21 protein-coding genes and 1 riboswitch are annotated in these 25,376 nt (G+C 69.4%); of the genes, 12 read left to right on the top strand and 9 right to left on the bottom strand.

Features of this window, described 5'->3' with window-relative positions; genetic code table 11:
* Nucleotides 1-208 precede the first annotated feature (208 nt).
* From ACFWYS_RS12975 to ACFWYS_RS12940, 8 genes are all read left to right on the top strand, one after another.
* Nucleotides 209-904, top strand: a complete 696-nt coding sequence (locus tag ACFWYS_RS12975) for a sigma-70 family RNA polymerase sigma factor (RefSeq protein WP_384766618.1) — start codon at nt 209-211, stop codon at nt 902-904.
* On the top strand, nt 901-1,203 hold the full coding sequence (rsrA, locus tag ACFWYS_RS12970; RefSeq protein WP_384766616.1) for a mycothiol system anti-sigma-R factor: 303 nt from the start codon (nt 901-903) through the stop codon (nt 1,201-1,203). Before ACFWYS_RS12975 ends, rsrA begins: the two co-directional genes overlap by 4 nt.
* A gap of 107 nt (nt 1,204-1,310) precedes the next feature.
* On the top strand, nt 1,311-2,621 hold the full coding sequence (locus ACFWYS_RS12965) for an HD-GYP domain-containing protein (protein ID WP_384766613.1): 1,311 nt from the start codon (nt 1,311-1,313) through the stop codon (nt 2,619-2,621).
* On the top strand, nt 2,534-3,880 hold the full coding sequence (locus tag ACFWYS_RS12960; protein ID WP_384766610.1) for an HD-GYP domain-containing protein: 1,347 nt from the start codon (nt 2,534-2,536) through the stop codon (nt 3,878-3,880). The genes ACFWYS_RS12965 and ACFWYS_RS12960 overlap by 88 nt, the downstream gene beginning before the upstream one ends.
* 109 nt (nt 3,881-3,989) lie before the next feature.
* Nucleotides 3,990-4,970, top strand: coding sequence for a hypothetical protein (locus tag ACFWYS_RS12955; RefSeq protein WP_272115070.1), 981 nt, complete (start codon nt 3,990-3,992; stop codon nt 4,968-4,970).
* A gap of 142 nt (nt 4,971-5,112) precedes the next feature.
* The gene (gene def, locus ACFWYS_RS12950; protein ID WP_272115071.1) at nt 5,113-5,763 is read left to right on the top strand and encodes a peptide deformylase; all 651 of its coding nucleotides are present in this window, start codon (nt 5,113-5,115) and stop codon (nt 5,761-5,763) included.
* 264 nt (nt 5,764-6,027) lie between these two features.
* Nucleotides 6,028-7,113, top strand: a complete 1,086-nt coding sequence (gene cyc1, locus ACFWYS_RS12945; protein ID WP_384766833.1) for an epi-isozizaene synthase — start codon at nt 6,028-6,030, stop codon at nt 7,111-7,113.
* Nucleotides 7,110-8,489, top strand: coding sequence for a cytochrome P450 (locus tag ACFWYS_RS12940; protein WP_384766605.1), 1,380 nt, complete (start codon nt 7,110-7,112; stop codon nt 8,487-8,489). The genes cyc1 and ACFWYS_RS12940 overlap by 4 nt, the downstream gene beginning before the upstream one ends.
* Nucleotides 8,490-8,518: 29 nt before the next feature.
* Here the strand turns inward: ACFWYS_RS12940 and ACFWYS_RS12935 are convergent, their stop codons facing one another.
* Nucleotides 8,519-9,484: a GlxA family transcriptional regulator gene (locus tag ACFWYS_RS12935; protein ID WP_384766602.1), complete on the bottom strand. Its 966-nt coding sequence runs from the start codon at nt 9,482-9,484 to the stop codon at nt 8,519-8,521.
* A 92-nt stretch (nt 9,485-9,576) separates the two neighbouring features.
* Between ACFWYS_RS12935 and ACFWYS_RS12930 the strand changes: the two genes are divergently transcribed.
* Nucleotides 9,577-9,816, top strand: a complete 240-nt coding sequence (locus tag ACFWYS_RS12930) for a hypothetical protein (protein ID WP_384766600.1) — start codon at nt 9,577-9,579, stop codon at nt 9,814-9,816.
* Here the strand turns inward: ACFWYS_RS12930 and ACFWYS_RS12925 are convergent.
* From ACFWYS_RS12925 to ACFWYS_RS12915, 3 genes are all read right to left on the bottom strand, one after another.
* Complete coding sequence (locus tag ACFWYS_RS12925; RefSeq protein WP_384766597.1) at nt 9,729-10,742, bottom strand: ribonucleotide-diphosphate reductase subunit beta; 1,014 nt, start codon at nt 10,740-10,742, stop codon at nt 9,729-9,731. The genes ACFWYS_RS12930 and ACFWYS_RS12925 overlap by 88 nt on opposite strands.
* Entirely contained in the window at nt 10,742-13,138 is a 2,397-nt protein-coding gene (locus ACFWYS_RS12920) for a ribonucleoside-diphosphate reductase subunit alpha (RefSeq protein ID WP_384766594.1), read from the bottom strand. The genes ACFWYS_RS12925 and ACFWYS_RS12920 overlap by 1 nt, the downstream gene beginning before the upstream one ends.
* 124 nt (nt 13,139-13,262) lie before the next feature.
* Nucleotides 13,263-13,420: riboswitch (cobalamin riboswitch) on the bottom strand.
* 35 nt (nt 13,421-13,455) lie between these two features.
* Nucleotides 13,456-13,962 (bottom strand): GNAT family N-acetyltransferase, encoded by a 507-nt coding sequence (locus ACFWYS_RS12915; RefSeq protein WP_384766592.1) that lies wholly within the window; start codon nt 13,960-13,962, stop codon nt 13,456-13,458.
* A 153-nt stretch (nt 13,963-14,115) separates the two neighbouring features.
* Between ACFWYS_RS12915 and ACFWYS_RS12910 the strand changes: the two genes are divergently transcribed.
* Nucleotides 14,116-17,610 carry an ATP-binding protein gene (locus ACFWYS_RS12910; RefSeq protein ID WP_384766589.1) on the top strand — a complete coding sequence of 1,165 codons (3,495 nt, stop codon included), beginning with the start codon at nt 14,116-14,118 and terminating at the stop codon, nt 17,608-17,610.
* 70 nt (nt 17,611-17,680) lie between these two features.
* Here ACFWYS_RS12910 and mctP read toward each other — a convergent pair whose 3' ends face one another.
* The 4 genes from mctP to ACFWYS_RS12890 form a co-directional block, all read right to left on the bottom strand.
* Nucleotides 17,681-19,279 (bottom strand): monocarboxylate uptake permease MctP, encoded by a 1,599-nt coding sequence (gene mctP / locus ACFWYS_RS12905; protein WP_384766587.1) that lies wholly within the window; start codon nt 19,277-19,279, stop codon nt 17,681-17,683.
* A complete protein-coding gene (locus ACFWYS_RS12900; protein ID WP_384766584.1) occupies nt 19,276-19,542 on the bottom strand; it encodes a DUF3311 domain-containing protein in 267 nt (88 codons plus the stop codon). Before ACFWYS_RS12900 ends, mctP begins: the two co-directional genes overlap by 4 nt.
* 148 nt (nt 19,543-19,690) lie before the next feature.
* Nucleotides 19,691-19,906 (bottom strand): YbdD/YjiX family protein, encoded by a 216-nt coding sequence (locus ACFWYS_RS12895; protein WP_384766582.1) that lies wholly within the window; start codon nt 19,904-19,906, stop codon nt 19,691-19,693.
* Complete coding sequence (locus ACFWYS_RS12890) at nt 19,860-22,016, bottom strand: carbon starvation CstA family protein (protein ID WP_384766579.1); 2,157 nt, start codon at nt 22,014-22,016, stop codon at nt 19,860-19,862. Before ACFWYS_RS12890 ends, ACFWYS_RS12895 begins: the two co-directional genes overlap by 47 nt.
* Before the next feature lie 187 nt (nt 22,017-22,203).
* Between ACFWYS_RS12890 and ACFWYS_RS12885 the strand changes: the two genes are divergently transcribed.
* A complete protein-coding gene (locus ACFWYS_RS12885) occupies nt 22,204-22,764 on the top strand; it encodes a hypothetical protein (protein WP_384766577.1) in 561 nt (186 codons plus the stop codon).
* A gap of 94 nt (nt 22,765-22,858) precedes the next feature.
* Here the strand turns inward: ACFWYS_RS12885 and ACFWYS_RS12880 are convergent, their stop codons facing one another.
* Nucleotides 22,859-23,623 carry a GntR family transcriptional regulator gene (locus ACFWYS_RS12880; RefSeq protein ID WP_384766574.1) on the bottom strand — a complete coding sequence of 255 codons (765 nt, stop codon included), beginning with the start codon at nt 23,621-23,623 and terminating at the stop codon, nt 22,859-22,861.
* Nucleotides 23,624-24,030: 407 nt separating this feature from the next.
* On the opposite strand from ACFWYS_RS12880, the gene ACFWYS_RS12875 reads away from it, so the two are divergent.
* On the top strand, nt 24,031-25,317 hold the full coding sequence (locus ACFWYS_RS12875; protein WP_384766572.1) for an extracellular solute-binding protein: 1,287 nt from the start codon (nt 24,031-24,033) through the stop codon (nt 25,315-25,317).
* The last annotated feature ends 59 nt before the right edge of the window (nt 25,318-25,376 follow it).

Below are 25,376 nucleotides of genomic sequence, written 5' to 3'. Positions count from 1 at the left end.
CTGAACCACCAGCGCCGACGTCGTAGGAGAGGAAGTCCGCCGCATGGGTTCGACCTTCTGCCCGGCCCGTAGCAACCGTTCTGACCTGGAGTGGACGGTGCTGCACGCGGCCAGGACCGCTCCTATTCGAGGGGCGGCCGGTACGGCAGGTCGTCTATCCTCCGATTCAGGCGGGACCGGATTCGGCCCTGCCCGCAATCTTGAGGAGGTGGGTCCGGTTCCCGGTACCGACGCAGGGACCGACAACGGCCAGGCGGAGCAGCCCGAGGGCCTGGGCACGAGCGTGGACGCGTCCACGGAGTCGACCTCGGAGCGCAGCGCGCGCTTCGAGCGGGACGCGCTCGAATTCCTCGACCAGATGTACTCGGCCGCGCTGCGCATGACGCGCAACCCGGCCGACGCCGAGGACCTGGTGCAGGAGACCTACGCCAAGGCGTACGCGTCCTTCCACCAGTTCCGCGAAGGCACCAACCTGAAGGCGTGGCTGTACCGGATCCTCACCAACACCTTCATCAACTCCTACCGCAAGAAGCAGCGTGAGCCGCAGCGTTCGGCGGCGGAGGAGATCGAGGACTGGCAGCTCGCGCGTGCCGAGTCGCACATGTCGACCGGTCTGCGCTCCGCCGAGTCGCAGGCGCTCGACCACCTGCCCGACTCGGACGTGAAGGAAGCGCTCCAGGCGATCCCCGAGGAGTTCCGCATCGCCGTCTACCTCGCCGACGTAGAGGGCTTTGCGTACAAGGAGATCGCGGACATCATGGGGACACCCATCGGTACGGTGATGTCCCGGCTGCACCGGGGACGCCGTCAACTGCGCGGCATGCTTGAGGACTACGCCCGTGAGCGCGGCATGGTCCCGGCCGGTGCCGGAGAGTCGAACGAAGCGAAAGGCTCGGGCTCATGAGCTGCGGAGAGCCGCACGAGACGGATTGCAGTGAGGTACTCGATCATCTCTACGAGTTCCTCGACCGTGAGATGCCCGACGCCGACTGCACCAAGTTCGAGCAGCACTTCGAGGAGTGCTCGCCGTGCCTGGAGAAGTACGGGCTTGAGCAGGCCGTGAAGAAGCTGGTCAAGCGGTGCTGCGGACATGACGACGTGCCGACCGACCTGCGCGCCAAGGTGCTGGGGCGGCTCGACCTGATCCGTTCCGGCCAGGCCGTGCCCGAGCACGACGTGACCGTGACGCCGCAGGAATCCTGAACGAACAGTCGTCACTCGAACGTGCTAATCCCCCGGTCATAAGACCGCGGACCTCCCCCCGGCCGCTCTAGGCTTCCGTGCTTGAAGCGCGTGGCCGGGAGGGGCGTATGGAGGCGACACCCGCACCGGCACATGTCTACGTCGGCTGTGTCGTGCTCGCTGCCCTGTACTGCCTGCACACGATGGCGTCGACTCCCGTCGCCTGGTGGGCGGTCGCGCTGCTCGCCGCGCTGTACGCCGGGGGTGAGCGGATCGCCGCCCGGGGCAGGCTCTCGGGCACCTTCTATCCCGTGCTCCTCGCCGGGGCCTTCCTGCTGCCGCCGGCCGCCGCCGCGCTGGTCGCGGTGCCGGGGGCGCTGATCGCCCCGGTCGGCGGACGGCCGCGCCTGCTGCGGCGGGTGTGGCGGGCGGCCCAGCTCGCGGTCGCCGTGTGGATGGCGGCCCGGGTGCACTGGACGCTCGGCGAGCACGACGCCGTGGACGCCTCCGACTTCCCGTACGAACTCGCGCCCGCCGCAGCCGCGGTGCTCGCGTTCTGCCTGGTCCTCACCGTGCTGGACGGCGGCATCCTGGCGCTCGCCGAGCGGGTGCCCGGACGGCGCGCCTGGCGGGGGCTGTTCCTGCGCTCCCTCGCCCCCATCGCCGTACACGGACTGGCCGGACTGATGATGGCCGTGCTGTGGCGCAGCCCGTACGGCCCGGTCGCCGCGCTGCTCGTGCTGCTGCCGATGTATGTGTCGTGGTGGGTGTTCGCCCAGTACCACCGGGAACGCGCGGCGCACCAGGCGACCATCCGGGCGCTCGTCCAGGCCGTCGACATCAAGGACGGCTACACCCGCGGCCACAGCGAGCGGGTCGGACAGGCCTCGATGATGATCGCGCGTGAGCTGGGCATGGCCGACGAGCGCGTCGAGGTGGTGCGGTTCGCCGGGATCCTGCACGACGTGGGGAAACTGGGCGTGCCCACCCGGCTGCTGCGCAAGGACGGGCCGCTCACCCCCGAGGAGCGCCGGGTGATCGAGCTGCATCCCGAGTACGGCCATGAGATGGTCCGCGGGATCTCCTTCCTCGGCGAGGCCCGGGCGGCCGTACTCCACCACCATGAGCGGCTGGACGGGAGCGGCTACCCCTACGGGCTGAGGGGGAACCAGATCCCGGAGCCGGCCCGGGTGGTGGCGGTCGCGGACGCGTTCGACGCGATGACGTCGACCCGGTCCTACTCACGGGCCCGGCCCGTGTCCGTGGCCCTGCGCGAGCTGGAGCGATGCGCGGGCGCGCAGTTCGACCCGCGGATGGTCAAGGCCCTCGCCCGAGCCGTGGGCCGGCACGGATGGCGTCCCGCGGTGACCGCCGACGAGACCTGTACGCCGCTTCCCCGCCCGCCGGTCGCCGGGGTCACCGGGGGAGCGCACCGTTGAACGCCCCCTGCGCCCCCGGAGCGACGGGGGGACCGCCCCGCCTCCTCGCCCTCGTGCACACCGCCGCCGCCCTGCTGGCCGCCGTCTCTCTCCTCGGCACCCTGCGGCACGGCCTCGACGAACGCGGTACGGCCCTCGCCTTCGGCGTCCTGGTCGTCGTCGGCGAGCTCACCCGGTGGACCGGCACGGAGGGCAGGGAGGCCGCCCCGCTCGGCGCCGCCGCGGCACTGTCGTACGCCCTGCTCGGGGAGGACGGCGGGCACCCCACGCACCACGGCGTCCAGCAGGTCGTCGCCGTCGTCCTCGCCGCCTCGCTCCTCGGCAGCGTGCCGCACATCGCACGCGGGCGCCCCGTGCTCGACCATGTCGCCCGGCGGGTGCTCACCGTCGGGTTCGCCGCCGTCTGCTTCCAACCCCTGTACAACCAGGGCACGTTCCACGGCTGGGGCACCGCCTACGCCCTCCTCCTGCTCGCGATCCTCACCCTGACCGCCCTGTGCGACGCCCTGCTCGCCGCCGCGCTGGCGCACTCGCGCACCCGGTGGCCGTTCGGGCCGCTGCTGCGGGACGAGCTGCGGGCGACCCTCGGCATCGGGTCGGCGGTCTGCGCGACGGGCGCGGTGATGGCGCTGGCGGTCGCCGTGGTCGGGCTGTGGGCGCTGCCCGTCTTCTCGCTCCCGCTGCTGCTCACCCAGATGTCCTTCCGCCGGTACGCCGGGGTACGGGCCACCTACCGGCAGACCATCGCCTCCCTGGCCCGGGCCACCGAGATCGCCGGGTACACGCCGGCCGGACACGCCCGGCGGGTGGCCGCGCTCAGCCGGGAGGTCGGGCGGGACCTGGGCCTGTCCGAGGCCGAGCTCACCGTGCTGGAGTACGCGGCCCTCATGCACGACATCGGGCAGCTCAGCCTGGTCGACCCGGTGCCGGCCGGGGCCACCGCCGTGCTGCCCGTCGAGGAGCAGCGGCGGATCGCGCTGCTCGGCGGGGCCGTCGTACGGCAGACCGGGGTGAATCCGCAGGTGGCGACGGTCGTCGAGCGGCTGGCCGACCCGTGCCCGGAGCAGCCGGTCGCCGCGCGGATCGTGCGGGCCGTGAACGCCTACGAGGAGAAGGCGCGCGACGCCGGTCCCGGAGGGCCGCTGAGAGCGCTGGAGGAGCTGCGGCTGGGTACCGCCGGGGAGTATGCGCCGGAGGTGGTGGGCTCACTTGCGCGCGTGCTGGCCAGAGACAGTCTGGGTATGCCTATGGGTGGGTAACCCATGGGTAATGAGCGCCCTTCCAGCCGTACGTGGTTGGATGCGAATGAGAGTGTGTCCGGGGGCGAGCACTAGCCAGCCCACTCCACGGAACTGGCAGGCGGGAATCGTGAGGATCTTCGGCAAGGGACGGCACCGGCCCTCCGCCTCCTGGCGGCAGGCCACCGACCGGGCGTTCACGCTCATCGGCGACGGCCGGTACGAGGACGCGGGCGCGCTGCTTACACGTGCCGCCGATCTGGAGCCCTGGCTGTCGGAGTCCTGGTTCAACCTCGCGCTGCTGCACAAGTTCCGGCACGACTGGGAGCAGGCCCGGGCGGCCGGACTGCGTGCCGTGGCGCTGCTGGACCGCGAGACCGGGGCGCCCGACTGGTGGAACGTCGGCATCGCGGCCACCGCCCTGCAGGACTGGCCGCTGGCCCGGCGGGCCTGGCAGGCGTACGGACTGCGGGTGCCTGGCGGGGCGGCCGCGTCCGGTGAACCGGTCGGGATGGACCTGGGCAGCGCGGCCGTACGGCTGTCCCCCGAGGGGGAGGCCGAGGTGGTGTGGGGGCGGCGGCTGGACCCCGCCCGGATCGAGGTGCTGTCCATTCCGCTGCCGTCCTCGGGGCGGCGCTGGGGCGAGGTCGTACTGCACGACGGGGTGCCGCACGGGGAGCGGACCACGTCCGCCGGGCATGCCTACCCCGTCTTCGACGAGATCGAGCTGTGGGCGCCGTCGCCGGTGCCGACCTGGGTGGTGCTGCTGGAGGCCGCCACCGAGGCCGACCGGGACGCGCTGGAGCAGCTCGCCGCCGACGCCGGGTTCGCGGCAGAGGACTGGTCGTCGTCCGTGCGGCTGCTGTGCCGGATGTGTTCCGAGTCACGGATGCCGTCGGATGAGGGCGACGGGGAGCATCTGGATCCGCACGACCACAGTGAGCCGGGGCATCCTGGGCCGCTGGGGCATCGCACGGATGGGCAGTTGTGGGTGCCTGAGCGGGAGTGCGGGGTGGCTGCGCCGGCTGCGCTGGTGCGGGGGTTGCTGGACGGGTGGGTCGCGGACAGTCCGGATTCTCGGGATTGGCGGGACTTGGAAGAGGTCTGCTAGTCGCCGTAGGGATCAGGCGGTTCGCAGGCTGCGGGCCGTGTGTGGTTGATCGCGCAGTTCCCCGCGCCCCTTCAGGGGCGCTCCCCGTACCCTGTATCAGCATCACACCCCCTTTTCTTGTGCAGGAAGGCATACGTCGGTCATGGCCCAGCAGGACACCGAGCAGCAGCACGCGGGCGTGCTCCCCGTGGACGACGAGGGGTTCGTCGTCGACACCGAGGACACGGAGGAGCGCGAGAACGCCTGGCATGAGCGCGGCACCTCGCGGCCGATCACCGTCGTGGGGAACCCGGTGCTCCACAAGGAGTGCAAGGACGTCACCGAGTTCGGCGCCGAGCTGGACCAGCTGGTGGCGGACATGTTCGCCTCGCAGCGCACCGCCGAGGGCGTGGGCCTGGCCGCCAACCAGATCGGCGTCGACCTGAAGGTCTTCGTCTACGACTGCCAGGACGACCAGGGCGCACGGCACGTCGGTGTCGTCTGCAACCCCAAGCTCGTCGAGCTGCCCGCCGACCAGCGCCGCCTGGACGACAGCAACGAGGGCTGCCTGTCCGTGCCCACCGCGTACGCGCCGCTCGCCCGGCCCGACTACGCCGAGGTGACCGGGCAGGACGAGAAGGGCAACCCGATCAAGGTGCGCGGCACCGGGTACTTCGCTCGGTGTTTGCAGCACGAGACGGACCACCTCTACGGCTACCTCTACATCGACCGGCTCTCGAAGCGGGAGCGCAAGGACGCGCTTCGGCAGATGGCCGAGAACGAGCCCCGCTACCCGGTGGTCGCGAACGACTGAGGACCGTCGGCAGGTCCCACGAGTCCCTTGCGCACGGCGTCTGTTCAGGATCCTCGTCCTGGCCGGGCGCCGTTCGCATGTCTGTCGCACGTTCGATCCCATACATGCAGATAGTGATCCAGAATCAGTCACATAGGGGGAGATTCTCGGCACAGTGGGGTAGTGAACGAAGCAAATCCGTTCCCAGAACGGTCAGTTATGGTGCTGAATGGAAGCGCGGGGATACGCGACGGCGCACAACTGGCGGCTGAGAGGGGTTTGTTCGTGCATGCTTTCTCACACAGCACCACATCGACACCGACGGCGGTCCCGGTCCCACCATCGCTCTCTCTCCCGGTGATCGAAACAGCGTTTCCCAGGCAACTGCATCCGTATTGGCCCCGGCTCCAGGACAAGACTCGCACGTGGCTCCTGGAAAAGCGGCTGATGCCGGCCGACAAGGTCGAAGAATATGCCGACGGACTTTGCTACACCGACCTCATGGCGGGGTACTACATTGGCGCCCCCGAGGAGGTGCTCCAGGCGATTGCGGACTTCAGCGCGTGGTTCTTCGTCTGGGACGACCGGCACGACCGCGACATCGTCCACTACCGCCCCGCCGCCTGGCGGCGACTGAGGTTCCGCCTGCACGCCGCCCTCGACTCCCCCAGGGAGCATCTGCACCACGGGGACCCGCTGGTCGCGGGGTTCGCGGACGGTCTGGTGCGGCTGTACTCGTTCCTTCCCCGCACCTGGAACGCCCGGTTCGCCCGCCACTTCCACACGGTGATCGAGGCGTACGACCGGGAATTCCGCAACCGTACCGAGGGAATCATCCCCTCCGTCGAGGAATACCTCGCACTGCGCCGGCTCACCTTCGCGCACTGGATATGGACCGATCTGCTGGAGCCGAGCGCGGGGCTGGAGCTGCCGGACCGTGTGAGAAAACATCCGGTGTATCGGCGGGCGGCGTTGCTCAGTCAGGAATTCGCCGCCTGGTACAACGATCTGTGCTCATTCCCGAAGGAAATTGCGGGTGATGACGTCCACAATCTCGGGATCAGTCTCATCACCCACAAAGGGATGTCCCTGGAAGAAGCGGTGACGGAAGTACGGCAGCGGGTCGAGGGCTGCATATCCGATTTCCTGCTGGCCGAGCGGGAGGCCCTGGAATTCGCCGACTCCCTGTCCGACGGCACGCTGTGGGGAAAGGAACTCAGCGCTGCCGTCCGGTCCTGCGTCACCAATATGCGCAACTGGTTCAGCTCGGTCTACTGGTTCCACCACGAGTCCGGCCGCTACCGGGTCGACAGCTGGGAGGACCGGTCGACGCCCCCGTACGTCGACAACGAAGCGGCAGGTGAGAAATGAGCGTCGAGTCCGTAACGCCGCAGGACCGGCCCCGTACGGCCGTGGAACTGCGTGAGCCGCCCCTCGCGGGCGGAGCGGTTCCGCTTCTCGGTCATGGCTGGAAGATGGTCCGTGATCCGCTGGCCTTCATGGCCGCGCTGCGCGAGCACGGCGACGTCGTACGGCTCAGGCTCGGGCCGAAGACGGTGTACGCCGTCACCACGCCGGACCTCACCGGCGCGCTGGCGCTGAGTACCGACTTCGAGATCGCCGGGCCGCTGTGGGAGTCCCTGGAAAGCCTGCTCGGCAAAGAGGGCGTGGCCACGGCGAACGGCCCACGGCACCGCCGTCAGCGACGCACCATCCAGCCCGCCTTCCGGCTCGACGCCATACCCGGGTACGGGCCGATCATGGAGGAGGAGGCGCATGCGCTCGCCGAGCGCTGGCAGCCCGGCGAGACCATCGACTGCACCGCCGAGTCCTTCCGGATCGCGGTGCGGATCGTCGCCCGCTGTCTGCTGCGCGGCGCGTACATGGACGAGCGGGCCGACCGGCTGTGCGCGGCGCTGGACACCCTGTTCCGCGGCATGTACCGGCGGATGGTGATCCCGCTCGGGCCGCTTTACAACCTGCCGCTCCCGGCCAACCGCGCATTCAACGGCGCTCTGGCCGATTTTCATCTCCTGGTCGACGAGGTCGTCGCCGAACGCCGCGCATCCGGTCAAAGGCCGGACGATTTGCTGACGGCATTGCTGGAGGCGAAGGACGAGAATGGCGACCCCATCGGGGAGCAGGAGATCCACGATCAGGTCGTCGCGATATTCACCGCCGGCACCGAAACCGTGGCCTCCACGATCTTGTGGCTGCTCCATGTGCTCGCGGAACACCCGGAACACGCCGACAAGGTACGCACGGAGGTCGAATCAGTCACCGGTGGGCGACCCGTGGCATTCGAGGACGTCCGTGGGCTCCGGCACACCAACAATGTCGTCGTGGAGGCGATCCGTTTGCGCCCCGCGATCTGGATTCTGACCCGACGGGCGGTGACCGATACGTCACTCGGTGGCTATCGCATTCCGGCCGGGTCCGACATCGTCTACAGCCCCTACGCCATCCAGCGCGACCCGAAGTCGTATGCACGCAACCTTGACTTCGACCCCGACCGCTGGCTTCCGGAACGCGTCAAGGACGTGCCGAAATACGCCATGAGCCCGTTCGGCGTCGGCAACCGCAAGTGTCCGAGCGACCACTTCTCCATGGCGATGCTGACGCTGATCACGGCGGCCCTGTCCGCCAGGTACCGCTTCGAGCAGGCGCCCGCCTCGAACGACACCACCCGGGTGGGTATCACCCTGCACCCGCACACACTGCTGCTGCGGCCGGTGGCGAGGGACTAGAGGGCGAGGGCCTGGCCGGCGGCGACGGGCTACGCGGCGGTCGGGCCCTGGAAAGTGCGGCGGTAGGTGTTCGGGGTCGTGCCCAGGGCGCGGACGAACTGGTGGCGCAGTGCGGCCGCCGTGCCGAACCCTGTTCGACCGGCGATCGTGTCCACCGTCTCGTCCGTCGCCTCCAGCAACTCCTGGGCCAGCAGCACCCGTTGGCGCAGGATCCAGCGGTAGGGGGTGGTGCCGGTCTCCTGCTGGAAGCGGCGGGCGAAGGTGCGCGGGGACATGTGCGCGCGCTCGGCGAGCTGCTCGACGGTGACCTCCTCGTCGAGGTGCCGCTCCATCCACGCCAGCACCTCGCCGACCGTGTCGCACTGGGAGCGGGGCAGCGGGCGCTCGATGTACTGCGCCTGTCCGCCGTCCCGGTGCGGCGGCACCACCATGCGCCGGGCGATCTTGTTGGCCACCTCGGGCCCCTGCTCCTGCCGCACGATGTGCAGGCAGGCGTCGATGCCCGCGGCGGTGCCGGCGCTGGTGATCACCGGCCCCTCGTCGACGTAGAGCACATCGGGTTCGACGATCGCCTTCGGGTGCCGTCGGGACAGCTCCCCGGCGTGCCGCCAGTGCACACTGCACCGCCGCCCGTCGAGCAGTCCGGCCGCGCCCAGCACAAAGACGCCGGAGCAGACGCTGAGCACCCGCGCACCCCGGTCCACGGCCCTGACCAGGGCGTCAAGGAGCTCGGGCGGATAGGTGCGGGTGAGGTAGTCGTCCCCGGCGGGCACGGCGACCAGGTCGGCCTCCTCCAGCCGCTCCAGGCCGTGCGGCGTCGAGACGGTGAGTCCGCCGACATGGGTGCCGAGTGCCGGTCCCTCGGCCGAGGCGACGGCGAAGTCGTAGGTGGGCAGCCCCTCGTCACTGCGGTCGAGCCCGAAGACCTCGCAGACGACGCCCAGTTCAAAGGGGTGCACACCGTCCAGGAGCACGGCGGCCACGTTTCTCAGCATGCTGCCAGTGTGCCTCGCGGCTGGCAGTAAATCGAGGGTGTGCGGCAGTCCTGCCACTGTTCGTAAGGAGTGTCCGGCGCGACAGTGGTGTCATGACTACAGAACAGACCCAGACACTGCTCGCCATGGTCGCCGTGCTCGGCATGTTCGTCCTCCTGGTCCTCCCGTCAGTGATCGGGATCGTGCACGACCGGCGCATCGACCGTCAGATCAGGGAGGCCCAGGAACGCGACAGGAGCGAGGCTCAGAAGTCCTCGTCCAGGTCGACGGTGCCCTCCACCGCCACCTGGTACGCCGACGGACGCCGCTCGAAGAAGTTGGTGAGCTCCTGAACACCCTGCAGCTCCATGAAGGAGAAGGGGTTCTCGGAGCCGTACACCGGAGCGAAGCCGAGGCGCGTGAGGCGCTGATCGGCGACACACTCCAGGTACTGCCGCATCGAGTCGGTGTTCATGCCCGGGAGGCCGTCACCGCACAGGTCGCGCGCGAACTGCAGCTCGGCCTCGACGGCCTCCCTCAGCATGTCGGTGACCTGCTCCTGGAGCTGGTCGTCGAAGAGCTCGGGCTCCTCCTTGCGGACGGTGTCGACCACGTCGAACGCGAAGGACATGTGCATCGTCTCGTCGCGGAACACCCAGTTGGTGCCGGTGGCCAGACCGTGCAGCAGGCCCCGGCTGCGGAACCAGTAGACGTAGGCGAAGGCGCCGTAGAAGAACAGGCCCTCGATGCACGCGGCGAAGCAGATCAGGTTGAGCAGGAAGCGACGCCGGTCGGCCTTGGTCTGCAGGCTCTCCAGCTTCTCGACCTCGTTGATCCACCTGAAGCAGAACTCGGCCTTCTCCCGGATCGAGGGGATGTTCTCGACGGCGTCGAAGGCCGCCGCCCGGTCCTCCGGGTCGGGGAGATAGGTGTCCAGCAGCGTCAGATAGAACTGGACGTGCACGGCCTCCTCGAAGAGCTGGCGCGACAGGTACAGGCGCGCCTCCGGGGAGTTGATGTGCTTGTACAGCGTCAGCACCAGGTTGTTCGCCACGATCGAGTCGCCCGTCGCGAAGAACGCGACCAGCCGGCCGATCATGTGCTGCTCGCCCTCGGACAGCTTCGCGAGATCGGCGACGTCCGAGTGGAGGTCGACCTCCTCCACGGTCCAGGTGTTCTTGATGGCGTCCCGGTAGCGCTCGTAGAAGTCCGGGTAGCGCATCGGGCGCAGGGTCAGCTCGAAGCCCGGGTCGAGAAGGTTGGCGTTACGGGTACTCATTACTGGCAGGCCTCGCAGGACTCGGGGTTTTCCAGGGAGCAGGCGACGGCGTCGGGCTCGGCGACCTGCTGGACGGGGATGGTCTTCTCGGGCTGGGCGCTCCGGCCCTGCGCGGCGCGGGCGATGCGGGTCGCCGGGCGTGAGCGCAGGTAGTACGTCGTCTTCAGGCCCGATTTCCAGGCGTACGCGTACATCGAGGAGAGCTTGCCGATGGTCGGCGTCTCCAGGAAGAGGTTCAGGGACTGGGCCTGGTCGATGAACGGGGTGCGGGCTGCCGCCATGTCGATGAGCCCGCGCTGCGGGATCTCCCACGCCGTGCGGTACAGGGCCCGTACGTCCGCCGGGATCCAGGCGAAGTCCTGCACCGAGCCGTTGGCCTCGCGCAGCGCCTCACGGGTGCGCGCGTCCCAGACGCCGAGCGCCTTCAGCTCGTCGACCAGGTAGGAGTTGACCTGGAGGAACTCGCCGGACAGTGTCTCGCGCTTGAACAGGTTGGAGACCTGCGGCTCGATGCACTCGTAGACACCGGCGATGGACGCGATGGTGGCGGTCGGCGCGATGGCGAGCAGCAGGGAGTTGCGCAGACCGGTCGTGGCGATACGGCCGCGCAGTGCGGCCCAGCGCTCCGGCCAGGTCGGCTCGACGCCGTAGTGGTCGGGGTGCAGCACGCCCCGGGCGGTGCGGGTCTTCTCCCAGGCCGGCAGCGGGCCGGACCGCTCGGCGAGGTCGGCGGACGCCTCGTACGCGGCGAGCATGATGCGCTCGGCGATACGCGTGGAGAGCGCCTTGGCCTCGGCCGAGTCGAACGGCAGCCGCAGCTTGAAGAAGACGTCCTGCAGGCCCATCGCGCCCAGGCCCACCGGCCGCCACTTGGCGTTGGACCGGCCCGCCTGCTCGGTCGGGTAGAAGTTGATGTCGACGACACGGTCCAGGAAGGTGACGGCCGTGCGGACGGTGGCGTCCAGCCGCTCCCAGTCGATGTCACCCGTCGACAGGTCGACAAAGGCGCCCAGGTTGACCGAGCCCAGGTTGCAGACCGCCGTCTCGCCGTCGTCGGTGACCTCCAGGATCTCCGTGCAGAGGTTGGAGGAGTGGACGACATGGCCCGGCAGGGCCGTCTGGTTGGCGGTGCGGTTGGCGGCGTCCTTGAAGGTCATCCAGCCGTTGCCGGTCTGCGCGAGCGTGCGCATCATGCGGCCGTACAGGTCACGGGCCGGGATGGTCTTCTTCGCGAGCCCGGCGGCCTCGGCCTTCCGGTACGCCGCGTCGAACTCCTCGCCCCACAGGTCGACCAGCTCGGGCACGTCCGACGGGGAGAACAGGCTCCACAGCTCGTCGGCGTTGACCCGGCGCATGAACTCGTCCGGGATCCAGTGCGCGAGGTTCAGGTTGTGCGTACGCCGGGCGTCCTCGCCGGTGTTGTCCCGCAGCTCCAGGAACTCCTCGATGTCGGAGTGCCAGGTCTCCAGGTAGACCGCGGCGGCCCCCTTGCGCCGGCCGCCCTGGTTCACCGCGGCCACGGAGGCGTCGAGGGTCTTCAGGAACGGGACGATGCCGTTGGAGTGCCCGTTGGTGCCCCGGATCAGCGAACCCCGGGAGCGGATACGGGAGTACGACAGCCCGATGCCGCCGGCGTGCTTGGAGAGGCGGGCGACCTGGTGGTAGCGGTCGTAGATGGAGTCCAGCTCGTCCAGGGGGGAGTCCAGGAGGTAGCAGGATGACATCTGGGGGTGCCGGGTGCCGGAGTTGAAGAGGGTGGGGGAGGAGGGGAGGTAGTCGAGGCGGCTCATGAGCCCGTAGAGCGCGGCGACTTCGTCCACCGACCGGGTCGTGTCGTCCTCGGCGAGGCCCGCGGCGACGCGCAGCATGAAGTGCTGGGGCGTCTCGATCACCTTGCGGGTGAGGGGGTGCCGCAGAAGGTACCGGCTGTGCAGGGTGCGCAGGCCGAAGTAGCCGAAGCGGTCGTCGGCGGCCGTGTCCACCAGGGTGTCCAGACGGGCCGCGTGCAGACGCGCGAACTCGGCGGTGCGGTCGGCGATGAGACCCTCGCGGTGGCCGACCGCGACCGACTCGGTGAAGGACGTCACACCCTGCGAGGCGGCCTCGGCGGCGATGGAGATGGTCAGCAGCCTGGCCGCCAGCCTGCTGTAGGCGGGGTCCTCGGAGATGAGACCGGCGGCCGCCTCGGTGGCCAGCTCGCGCAGCTCCGCCTCGTCCGCGCGGGCGGACCGGCCGCGCAGCGCGGCGGCGGCGACCCGGCCGGCGTCGGCGTCGGGGAGGTCGGCGGTCAGCTCGGTGAGGATCCGCAGCAGCGCGGTTCCCGGGGCGTCCTCGTCGGGGGCGACGGCAGGGACGGTCGGGGCGGCTGAGGCCGGGTCTGCTGGCGCGATGGTCACGTGGGGGCTCTCCCTCGCTCGGCACGGGGGCCTTGCGGAGGGCAGGCGGCAGCACACGAGCGCACGGGGCGTCGCGTCCACCGGCCCATTCCACGAGGCCCGGACGTCAGGGCGCACCGGCCGGGTGGCCGGGCGCGCTGTCGGCAGGTCCTCGGACTGACTCCTGTGCAGGGCGTTGCTGAGAACAGACATGCACAAGTACACCGTTGCGGGACAGTTCCGGATTCGCACCGGATTCCCCTGCGACGACAGCGAGGACGAGCATACATCTTGTGCTCACCCGCCACGCCACCCCCAGATGTTGTGTCGCGCTGGTTTCAGAGCGTCAACTCATAGGTGAGGAGAGTGATGTCGTCCAGCTGCGGGACGGGGTTCCAGTCGCGGCCGGGTGTGCGAACGAAGCCCAGACGTTCGTAGATGCGGTGCGCGCCGTGCATGGTGCGCTGGGTCGACAGGACGATACGTACACAGCCCTCCGTGGCCCTCGCCCGGTCGACGCAGGCGCGCACCAGGGCCTCTCCGGCGCCGCGCCCGCGAGCCGTGTGGTCGACGGCGAGCATCCGGATCTCGGCCTCGCCGGGGCCGGCTATGTCGGCCATGGGCCCACCGCTCGGCACGAAGGTCACGCCGCCCAGCAGCCGGCCGTTCTCGACGGCCACCAGCACCTCGGCGGCGGCCGCGCGCCTCGCCACGTCCTTCAGCTCGCCGAGGTACTCGTCGCTCTCGCCGAAGTCGAGGAGACCGTCCTGGAGATAGGCCCGGGCGGTGATGTCGCCGAGGGCGTCGTACTCGCCGGGTTCCGCCTGCCGGATCACGAGGTCCATGGCCCCGAGTCTGCCGGACGGGCAGTACCGCGGGCCTGGGGTTTTCGCCGGGGCCGCCGGGTTGCGGGGCGCCTCGGGAGTGCTTCCATGGAGGTAGGTGCCGACGCCCGTGGTCCCTCCGTTTCGAGAGCCCCTCTCGGAAGGAGACGCACGATGACGATCCATCGGGAGGCCCGACGCGGCACCACCCGCCCCAGGAAATGGCGCCGTTGGATCTCCTACACCAACGTCACCCGGGTCGTCTGGATCGTGGCCGCCCTCGCGCTGGTGGCCTGGGTCGCGGAGGGCGTGTACATCCTGATCACACAGGACACGACCGGCTTCGAACAGTGGCGGAGGAGGAACGCGGGCTTCGAGACCGTCATGCGCTTCGTCGGCCCGGTGCTCACCGCGTCGATCGCCGCCACCCTGTTTCTGTTCTGGTGGTACCGCTGGACCAAGCGGCGCTACCTCGCGAAGGCCCGCGACGACCCGCGCGGGCTGGTGCTCACCGCCGGGTCGGACACCGCCGAGATCGTGGGCCGGGAGGAGATCGCCCAGGTCATCGCCGAGCGGCTGCGGGAGCGCGACACCCGCCGGCCCTATCTGCTGGTCGGCGGGGTCGGCGTGGGCAAGACCGCCGTACTGGTACGGCTCACCGAACTGCTGGCCGAGCAGAACGCCGTGCCCGTGCCGATCCGGCTGCGGGACGCGACCGACGGAAGCGACCTGAACTTCGAACGCATGGCGAGGGAGCGGTTCGCCGAGGAGGCGCCCCGGGGCATCCTCGCCCGCGGCAAGACCGAGCGGGTCTGGCAGCAACTGCTCGCCGACGACAAGCCGGTCGTCATCGCCGACGGACTGGAGGAGGCCCTGCTCGGCGACGGCCTCCAGCAGAACCGGGACAACATCATCCGGCGGGCCATCGAGCGCGCCCACGAGGAGAAGCTGCCCCTCGTCATCGCCTCCCGGCCGCACAGCCCGCTGGAGAGCACCTCCGCCGCGATCGTGGAGCTGGAGCCGCTCGGCGAGGAGGAGGCCCTGCGCTTCGTCCAGGCACGCGTCCCGGAGACGGACGAGCGCCGGGTGGACTGGATCGTGGAGACGGCCGAGGTCACCGAGTCGCCCGTCTACCTCCAGATCGCCCGTGAACTGCACCGCCACGGAGCCCTGGAGCACGACCGGCCGGACAACGATCCGCAGCACATGAACACCCGCAGCAGGGACCGCGGCACGCTGCGGCTGTGGCTGCTGGAGACCTGGGACGAGGCGCTGTGCGAGGGGCGGCTGCGCGAGGGCGTCGCGCTGTCCCCGCAGGCACGCCGCGACACCCTCGAAGTGGTCTCCGCCCTGGCCTGCGTCGGACTGCTCCAGGACAACCTGGAGGTCGGCTTCGGGGAACTGCTCGACACCGACGTCCACCCGGGCCCGGCCCGGCGCGCACAGGCCCGGGCCGAGCACCTGTGGGCCGGCCGGCGGGGCTTCGACCGGTACGGCAGACGCGGGAACGACTTCTCCGAGTGGCACCGCCAGCAGATCTGGGACGTGCTCCGCGAACGGCTCGGCGACGAGGAGCGCAAGCGGCTGCACGGGGGCAACATGGACCAGTGCCGCGCCGCCCTCGCCCGCTTCGCCAGCAACGCGGACAAGCTGGGACTGGTGGAGGGCTTCGAGCGGCGGGTCCGCTTCCCGCACAGCATCATCCAGGCCTACTTCGGCTACCGCGTCCTGAACCACCTCGGCGAGCGGGGTGCCGGAGAGCTCGTCGAGCACTCGCTGCAGCCGCCCGGACCCAGCCGTGAACTGCTGATCGCGCTGGTGCTGTTGTCCCGTCGCAAGGCGTCGGAGCGCAGGACTCCCGGGGGCGGGGTCCGGGCCGAGGCGAAGAAGGAGATCGAGGAGCTGGTCCGCCGGTCACCCGTGCGGGGCCACACCCTGGCCCACCGGCTCTGCCGGGCCGCGAACCGACGTACCGACGACCCGAAGGCCCTCGATCTGTACTCGGCCGCCGTGGAGATCGAGAGCGCGGAGGAGGAGCCGAGGCTGCTCGGCGCCATCGTCGGCCGGGTGCGTACGAGCTGGGCCGGTTTCCGGGGCGACCGGCGCACCCTTGAGGACGCGAAACTGAGGCTGCTCAAGCAACTCGGCGCCGCGCTGCGGAGGGTCTCGCACCGGATCGACTCCACCCCGCTTTACGACCAGCTCTTCGAGATCGGCATCCAGGACCCCTCCTACTCCATCCGGCTCGCCGCCGCCCAGGAGTTCGGCACCGGCGGCAACGCGGCGTTCGCCGTGATCCGCGGGCGGGTCGGACTGAACACCGATCCCGTGCGGGAGTACGACGACCGGCTCGGCGAGCTGAAGGCCTGGAAGCAGAAGGAGTACGCGAAGTGGGCCGAGCGCATGGGCCGGGCGAGGGTCACCGGCGCGCCGTCACGGGCCACCGCCGACCGGATCGACCGGCTCCAGCAGGACCGGCGCGAGGTCAACCAGGAGTACCGGAGGAAACGGGTCGCTCTGTCCCGGGAGTTCGTGATGCGGGCCTGGATGATCCCCATGCTGCTGGGCTCCGTCGACGACGCCCACCGTGACGAGGCCCGCGAACGCCTCACCCTGTGGCTGCAGCACCTCGACCCGAAGGCCACCGGCGGCGTCCCCGACCTGCCGCTCGCCCTGGAGGCCGCACTGGCCCAGGGCTTCAAGTACGCGGCCAACCGGCGCAAACGGCATCCGCAGGTCTACCCGGGCGGTCGCGCCGATCTGATCCGGCAGGCCGAGACCGTGCTCCAGCAGTCCCGCTGCTGGTACTCGCAGCTCGTCCTGTTGCAGGCCCTGTGCCTGTGGGAGCTCCCGGACAGCGTGGGTGTCCACGAGCGGGACCCGCACGAGGTGGCGGGCCGGGACGGCCGCGACGGCGCGCACGAGCGGTCCCGGAAGCTGGGCGGGACGACCGCCGTACAGACCGTGGAGCGCTGGCTGTCGATGGCCGGCACCGTCAACAGGGCGCCCGGCTCTCCCGGCGCCGACGGCGACTCGCGCCGGCCGGCCCTGCACCCCTTCGTCGCCGCGGCGGGCGACCTGGTGACCCTCGCGCTGGAGACCGGGCAGCCCGAACGCTTCCTGTGGATCGACGAGAAGGGCGTCGCCGACAACATCGGTGCACGCACCGGCAACCCCGAGGGATACCGCAAGCACAGCCTGTGGATCCCGCCCTCGGTCGGCTGGAGCACCCTCGACGCACGCGCCCAACGCCTGGTCGCCGATGTGCTGGTGATGCTGAACCTCATCGAACGGGACGGGCACCCGGACGAGGTCGAGGAACGGATGGCCCGCGCCGAGTGGCCCGGGATGCCGCTCCCGCCGTGCATCCGCAGCGACCGCGGCCCGCTCCGCCCCGACCTGCGGGCCGGCGTCTCGGACCCGCCCACACCGGGCGCCACCTGCCTGCCCGACTGCAAGTTCCAGCTCTGCCCGTATCCGCCCCGGGGCTGCGTACCGCGCGGGGAGATCCGCGAGCCGTTCTGCCGCCAGCAACAGGCCCTGCTGCCCGGCCGCGTACGCCGCCACCTGCCCGCGATGCTGCGCGGCGGGACCGCGCGCTGGGTCAGCATGCGCGCCCGGGAACTCGACGACTTCTGGCACGAGATGGCCGGACGCACACGCAACTAGTGCGGTACGCCCGGCCGGTGAGCGGGTGGATCGGCTCGACGCGATGAAACAGATGAACCAGTGCGGTGAACTAGTGGGCGGCCACCGGAAGTTCCGTCTTCACTCCCGGGTCGCCCGCGTCCGCCGTGTAGTCCTCGGGCTTCGTCTCGTCGACGCCCTCGGGAGCCTTCAGCGCCTTGAGGACGAAGGTCAGGACCACGGTGACCACCACGTTGAGCACGAACGCCGTGAGGCCGATGTAGCCGATCTCCCCGATGCCCGGGATCTCCTTCGCCGAGCCGCCGAAGTGCTTCTGCGTCGGGGAGGCGACGCCGTACGCGGCGACCGTGCCGTAGACCATGCCGACGGCCCAGCCGGCCAGCAGTGCCCAGCGGTGGAACCAGCGGGTGAACAGGCCGCCGACCAGCGCCGGGAAGGTCTGCAGGATCCAGATGCCGCCCAGCAGCTGGAAGTTGATGGCGACCGTCTTGTCCATGGTGAGGACGAAGACCAGGGCGCCCACCTTCACCAGCAGCGAGACCAGCTTGGAGATCTTGGTCTCCTGCTCGGGTGTCGCGTCGGGCTTGATGAAGTCCTTGTAGATGTTGCGGGTGAAGAGGTTCGCCGCCGCGATGGACATGATGGCCGCCGGGACGAGCGCGCCGATGCCGATCGCCGCGAAGGCGACGCCGGCGAACCAGGCCGGGAACATGTCCTCGAAGAGCTGCGGGATCGCCAGCTGGGGGTTGGTGGCCTCGACTCCGGCCGCGATCGCCATGAAGCCCAGCAGGGCCAACAGGCCCAGCATCAGGGAGTACAACGGCAGGATCGTGGTGTTGCGGCGGATCACCTCACGGCTGCGCGAGGACAGCGTCGCCGTGATCGAGTGCGGGTACATGAAGAGCGCGAGCGCGGAGCCCAACGCCAGCGTGGCGTACGTCCACTGGCCCGCCTCCGGCGGGACCAGACCGCCCGCGCCGGCCTTCGTGTACTTCTCGCTCGCCGCGGTGAAGATCTCGTCGAACCCGCCCAGCTTGATCGGGATGTAGATGATCGCCACCGCGATGACGACGTAGATCAGCGTGTCCTTGACGAACGCGATCAGCGCGGGGGCGCGCAGACCCGAGGAGTAGGTGTACGCCGCGAGCACGCCGAAGGCGATGAGGAGGGGGAGGTCCTTGACGAACCAGTTGGTGTTCTCGCCGCCGCCCACACCCATCACGTCCAGCACCGCCTGGATGCCGACGAGCTGGAGCGCGATGTACGGCATGGTCGCCAGCAGGCCGGTGACGGCCACGGCCAGCGACAGCCCCTTCGAGCCGAACCGCCCCCGCACGAAGTCCGAGGTCGTCACATAGCCGTGCTTGTGGGACACCGACCACAGCCGGGGCAGGAAGGTGAAGATCAGCGGGTAGACGAGGATCGTGTACGGCACCGCGAAGAAGCCCGCCGCGCCGGCCGCGTAGATCGCCGCCGGGACCGCCACGAAGGTGTACGCCGTGTACAGGTCGCCGCCGAGCAGGAACCAGGTGACCCAGGTGCCGAACGACCGGCCGCCCAGGCCCCATTCGTCGAGGCTGTGCTCGTTCTCGGCCTTGCGCCAGCGCGCGGCCAGGAAGCCCATGGCCGTGACGGCCAGGAAGAAGAAGATGAAGATGCCGAGTGCTACGCCGTTCACGCCGTCGTTCATTCCGCCGCACCGCCCTTCTGTGCGGCGCGGGCGCGCTGGTCACGCTGCCACAGCTTGTACGCGACCATCGTCAGCAGCGTGGAGATGAGGACCCACAGCATCTGGTACCAGTAGAAGAACGGGATGCCGCCGAGCGCCGGATCGGTCTTGGCGTACGAACCGACCCACAGCATCGCCACGAAGGGCGCCACCAGACAGAGCGCGATGACGACTCGCACGGGTGTCACCACCGGCCCTCTGTTCACTTCCGAGGCATCTGACATCTGACGACTCCGTCCCCTCACTGATCACCTGAAACGCGCAGGCAATGTAGGTGACGGTGCAGCGAATGCGGAAGCCCTTGTCCGCATATCGGATGTGGAGGATTGGTGTGTACGGCAGCCGCGTGGCAGCCGTATGGCGGCCGTGCCTTCAGCAGCAGCGGAACCCCTGCCGTGGATCGGCTTCCTGACGGTCCGTCCGCATCCGTTCGAAGTCGCGCCGGGAGGGCACGTTCGCGTCCGGGTGGTCACGGCGCACATGCGCGACATAACGGTCGTACGCCGACTCGTCGGTCAGCTCGCGCACATACCAGCGCACGCTACCGAGGACCCGTCGAAGACCGAGTACCGGCCGAAACGACCGCACGGTGTTCCTCCTCCTTCTCCGCCTTCGTCGGGAACAGCCCGGCCGGGGCGGTGATCCTCGACTCGACGTACGGCGCCTCGCTGAGCGTGGACAGGGCCGGGCGGCGGATGTGCCGGACGCAGACGCGGGCCGCGTCGGCGATCACGACGACGATCAGGAGCGCGAGAACCGCCGTGAGGACGCCGTCCACCGTGGAGTTGGTGACCACGGTGTGCATGTCGTCCATGTTCTTGGCGGGCGGCAGGACTTCGCCGCGGTCGATGGCGTCCTGGAAGACCTGGCGCTGCTTGAGGAAGCCGACCTTCGGGTCACTGGAGAACACCTTCTGCCAGCTCGCGGTGAGCGTCACGACGGCGTCCCAGGCGAGCGGAATCCCGGTGATCCAGGCCCACTTGAGGCGGCCCGACTTCACCAGCAGGGTCGTGCAGACGGCCAGGGCGACCGCCGCGAGCAGCTGGTTCGAGATGCCGAAGATCGGGAACAGCTGGTTGATGCCGCCGAGGGGCTCGTGGACGCCCACCCACAGGAAGTACCCCCACAGGCCGCACACCACCGCGCTGGTGATGACCAGGCCGGGCTTCCAGCTGACGTTCCTGAACGGCCGGTAGAGGTTGCCGAGCGTGTCCTGGAGCATGAACCGGCCCACGCGGGTGCCGGCGTCCAGCGCGGTCAGGATGAACAGCGCCTCGAACATGATCGCGAAGTGGTACCAGAAGGCACGCAGACCGCCGCCGGTGACCTGCGAGAAGATCTCCGAGACGCCGATCGCGAGGGTGGGGGCGCCGCCCGTCCGGGAGAGCAGGGACGCCTCCTCGACGTTCTCCGCCGCCCGCGCCAGCGCCTCGGGGGAGATCTGGTAGCCCCAACTCCCGACCACCTGCGAGGCGTTCTGCACGGTGTCCCCGATGACCCCGGCGGGCGCGTTCATCGCGAAGTACAGGCCAGGGTCGATGATGCTCGCCGCCACCAGTGCCATCACGGCGACCGACGACTCCATCAGCATGGAGCCGTAGCCGATCATCCGGACCTGCGTCTCCTTCTGGATCATCTTCGGCGTCGTACCCGACGAGATGAGCGAGTGGAAGCCGGACAGGGCGCCGCAGGCGATGGTGATGAAGACGAAGGGGAACAGGGAGCCCGCGAAGACCGGTCCGTCGCCGCGCGAGGCGAAGTCCGTCACCGGGTCCATCTTCAGCGTCGGCAGCGCGATGACCACACCGAGGGCGAGCAGCGCGATCGTGCCGATCTTCATGAACGTCGACAGGTAGTCGCGCGGCGCCAGCAGCATCCACACCGGCAGGATCGAGGCGATGAAGCCGTACGCCACCAGCCAGACGACCAGCGTCGAGGGCTCCAGGGTGAAGGTGTCGGCCCAGGACGACTCGGCGACCCAGCGGCCCGCGACCAGGGCGAGCAGCAGCAGCGCCACACCGATCAGCGACACCTCGCTGACCCGGCCGGGGCGCAGCACCCGCAGATAGAAGCCCATCAGCAGGGCGATCGGGATCGTCATCGCGATGGAGAAGGTGCCCCACGGGGACTGCGCGAGGGCGTTGACGATCACCAGCGCCAGCACCCCGAGCAGGATGATCATGATGGCGAAGGCGGCGATCAGTGCCGCGGCGCCGCCGAACGGCCCGATCTCCTCGCGCGCCATCTGGCCGAGGGAGCGTCCGTCGCGGCGGGTGGAGAAGAACAGCACCACCATGTCCTGGACCGCGCCCGCGAAGATGACCCCCACGATGATCCAGATGGTGCCCGGCAGATAGCCCATCTGCGCCGCCAGCACCGGCCCGACGAGCGGTCCGGCACCCGCGATGGCCGCGAAGTGGTGGCCGAGGAGGACGCGGCGGTCGGTGGGGTGGAAGTCGATGCCGTTGTTGAGGCGTTCGGCGGGGGTGGCCCGGGTCTTGTCGACCTTGAGCACCTTGTACGCGATGAACTTGGCGTAAAAGCGATAGGCGATGGCGTACGAACCCAAGGCGGCCGCGACCATCCACGCGGCGGAGACCTCCTCTCCGCGGGACAGCGCGAGTACGGTCCACCCGGCCGCACCGACGAGCGCAACCAGGGTCCAGATGGCGATGGTTCGGGGATTCGCGGTACGCACCGGGGAGTCCTCCCGTCCATGCGGCGACGGGAGGAACCTAGAGCAGGAGCGGGAGTTGCGCTACACCGCCTGCAGGAGCAATCCCGCTCCCCATTGGTCTGGACTAATGTGGCGTGGGCGCGTCAAACCGACGCGTTCGCGGTGGCCGGCGTGCCACCGTCACATCACCAGGACACGGGGTTTCTTCATGACCAGAAGAAGTGCTCTCGCGGCTGTGGGCATCAGTGCCGCCCTGCTGCTCGGCGGCGTCGTCGCCGCCGAGCCCGCGCACGCGGAGAATATGCCGCTCATCGCGTGCCGGACATGGAAGTCCAACAGCGGCAAGGACGCCAACAGTGTGTGCCGGGGGACGGGGGACAACTACACGTACCGGTCCTTGGCGACCTGTCTGCGGGGCAACGGCACCGGCACGTTCACCAAGCGGGGCAAGTGGGAGCAGGTGGGTTTCCCCGCCTACTCCACCGCCAAGTGCGGGGCGAAGGTGGTAGCTCTGCGTGTGGAGTTCCAGCAGCCCCACCCGCCGCTGCCGGACTGCTCCATCACCAGGACTTCCGGCAAGGCCATCTCCGCCAACTGTTTCGACATCCAGGACCGCCGGGTGCGCTCGCGGGGGACATGCAAGAGCGGCAGTCATAAGTGGGCCCTGCGGGGGCAGTGGAAGAAGACCGGAAACTCGACGGCGACCTGTTCCGGCAGCGGCAAGCTCACCGGCAATGTCGAGTTCGAGATCAGCCCGCGCAGCACCTGATACGCACCATGCCGTGTCTGTCGCGGCGAGCCTGTGAAGCGCCGTGTGCCTGTGACGGGCACACGGCGCTTCACGCGCCGTGTGCCCGCTCGCCTCAGTTCGCGGGGCGCTGGAGCCGGGCGACGAACTTGTAGCGGTCGCCCCGGTAGACGGAGCGCACCCACTCCACGGGATTGCCGTCCTTGTCCAGTGAGTGCCGGGACAGCATCAGCATCGGCAGGCCCACGTCCGTGCCGAGCAGGCCGGCCTCGCGCGGGGTGGCCAGGGAGGTCTCGATGGTCTCCTCGGCTTCGGCGAGGTGAACGTCGTAGACCTCGGCGAGGGCGGTGTAGAGGGAGGTGTACTTCGCGAGGCTGCGCCGCAGGGCAGGGAAGCGCTTGGCGGACAGGTGGGTGGTCTCGATGGCCATGGGCTCGCCGTTGGCCATGCGCAGCCGCTCGATGCGCAGCACCCGGCCGCCGGCCGTGATGTCGAGCAGCTCGGCGAGGCGGTCGTCGGCGGTGATGTAGCCGATGTCGAGGAGCTGCGAGGTGGGTTCGAGGCCCTGGGCGCGCATGTCCTCCGTGTACGAGGTGAGCTGGAGTGCCTGCGACACCTTCGGCTTGGCCACGAAGGTGCCCTTGCCCTGGATGCGCTCCAGGCGCCCCTCGACGACCAGTTCCTGAAGGGCCTGGCGCACGGTCGTGCGTGAGGTGTCGAACTCGGCGGCCAGGGTGCGCTCGGGTGGTACGGGGGTGCCCGGCGCCTGGGTCTCCGTCATGTCGAGGAGGTGCTTCTTCAGGCGGTAGTACTTGGGCACGCGGGCGGTACGGACAGTGGCGCCGTTCTCGTTCTCCGCACTGCTGACGTCGGTGCTCATGCTCCGCCTTCCCGGCTTCGTCCGCCCACACGACCGACATCCCTCGGTCACGGCTCACATCGTGGCACGGCTGGTGCGCGGAGGTTTCCCGCACGCTCCGTGATCCCCTCTGTATACCCTCGGCGACTCTCCTGGTCTAGTCCACCGCAATGAAGTGGTCTACCTGAAGTGTGCCGTGCGCCGGCATCTTTTCGACGGGTTCTTACTTAAAGGTTCCTGCATATGTAGGTCACATAACGGCTGGTAGGAGCCCATTCGCACACCCTTGACACGCCTCTTGGTCTGGTCCAAGCTCCCGGTACTGGTCTACACCATTGGTCCAGTCCCGGCCCCACGGGCGGTACTTGTACGCAGGCGACGGTCACCGCGGGGAGCAGGGGGTTTGTGGCATCCCTGAGGAGGGTGGCGTGAAGCGCAAGCTGGCAGCCGCGATCGGTATCGCGGGCATGATGGTCTCCATCGCGGCGTGCGGGGGAGAGGGCGACAGCGGGGGCTCGGACAAGGGCGGCGCGGACGCCAAGGAACTGACGGTCTGGCTCACCGTCGACGCGCAGAACAACTGGCCGGAGCTGGTGAAGGCCGCCGACACGGCCTTCCAGAAGAAGCACCCCGGCGTCAAGATCAACCACGAGTACTACGGCTGGCCGGACAAGAACGCCAAGCTCGACGCCGTCCTCGCCACCGACAAGGCCCCCGACGTGGTCGAGATGGGCAACACCGAGATGCTCGGCTACATGGTCAAGGGCGCCTTCGCTCCCGTCGACCCGGCCGCGTTCGACAACTCCTCCGCCTGGCTGGACGGCCTCAAGGCCTCGGTGACGTACGACGGCAAGACCTACGGCGTCCCCTACTACGCCGGCGGCCGCGTCGCCAACTGGCGCAAGGACGTGGCGGCGTCGGTCGGCGTGAAGACGCCCCCGAAGTCGTACGCCGAGCTGACCGCCACCCTGGACAAGATCCAGAAGAAGCAGGGCGACAAGTTCAATGCCTGGTACCAGCCGACCCGCGACTGGTACGCGGCCATGTCCTACGTCTACGACGCGGGCGGCGCCATCGCCAAGGAGGAGGGCGGCCAGTGGAAGGCCACGCTCTCCTCGCCCGAGTCCCTGAAGGGGCTTGAGGAGTTCAAGAACGTCGTCGACACCTACATGCACGGCGACAAGACCAAGGACGAGTCCGACCGCTACATCGTCTACGGGCAGGGCAAGTCCGCCATGATCTTCGCCGCCGCCTGGGAGGGCGCGACCGCGGAGGACCCCAAGAACGACAAGACCGGCAAGCTCAAGGGCAAGCTGGAGAACTTCGTGATGCCCGGCCCGTCCGGCAAGAACATGCCCGTCTTCCTGGGCGGCTCCGACCTCGCCGTCCCGGTGAAGTCCGACGCACAGGCCCTCGCCGCCGAGTGGATCAACGCGTTCGCCGGCTCCTCCGGGCAGAAGGGCCTGATGGCCAAGGGAAACCTGCCCAACAACAAGACCGACCTCGCGACGTTGAAGAAGGACCCCGCGACGGCGGTCCCGGCCACCGCGGCCGAGTCCAACTGGTTCGTCCCGATGGCGCCGGGCTGGGGCCAGATCGAGAAGGCCCAGGTCCTGCAGACCATGCTGCAGAGCATCGGCACCGGCAAGAAGTCGGTCGAGGCGGCGGCCAAGGAGGCGGACGCCGCAATCGACAAGGTCATCAACACCAAGTGACCTTCGGGCGGGGCTCCCACGCGGTGGAGCCCCGCCGCCCGTTCGACCTGAGGGACCTC

It is taken from the genome of Streptomyces sp. NPDC059010 (genome assembly GCF_042740355.1).
GTDB lineage: Bacteria > Actinomycetota > Actinomycetes > Streptomycetales > Streptomycetaceae > Streptomyces.
Note: the sequence above shows the minus strand (reverse complement) of the source record. Positions and strands in the feature narration are given on the sequence as shown.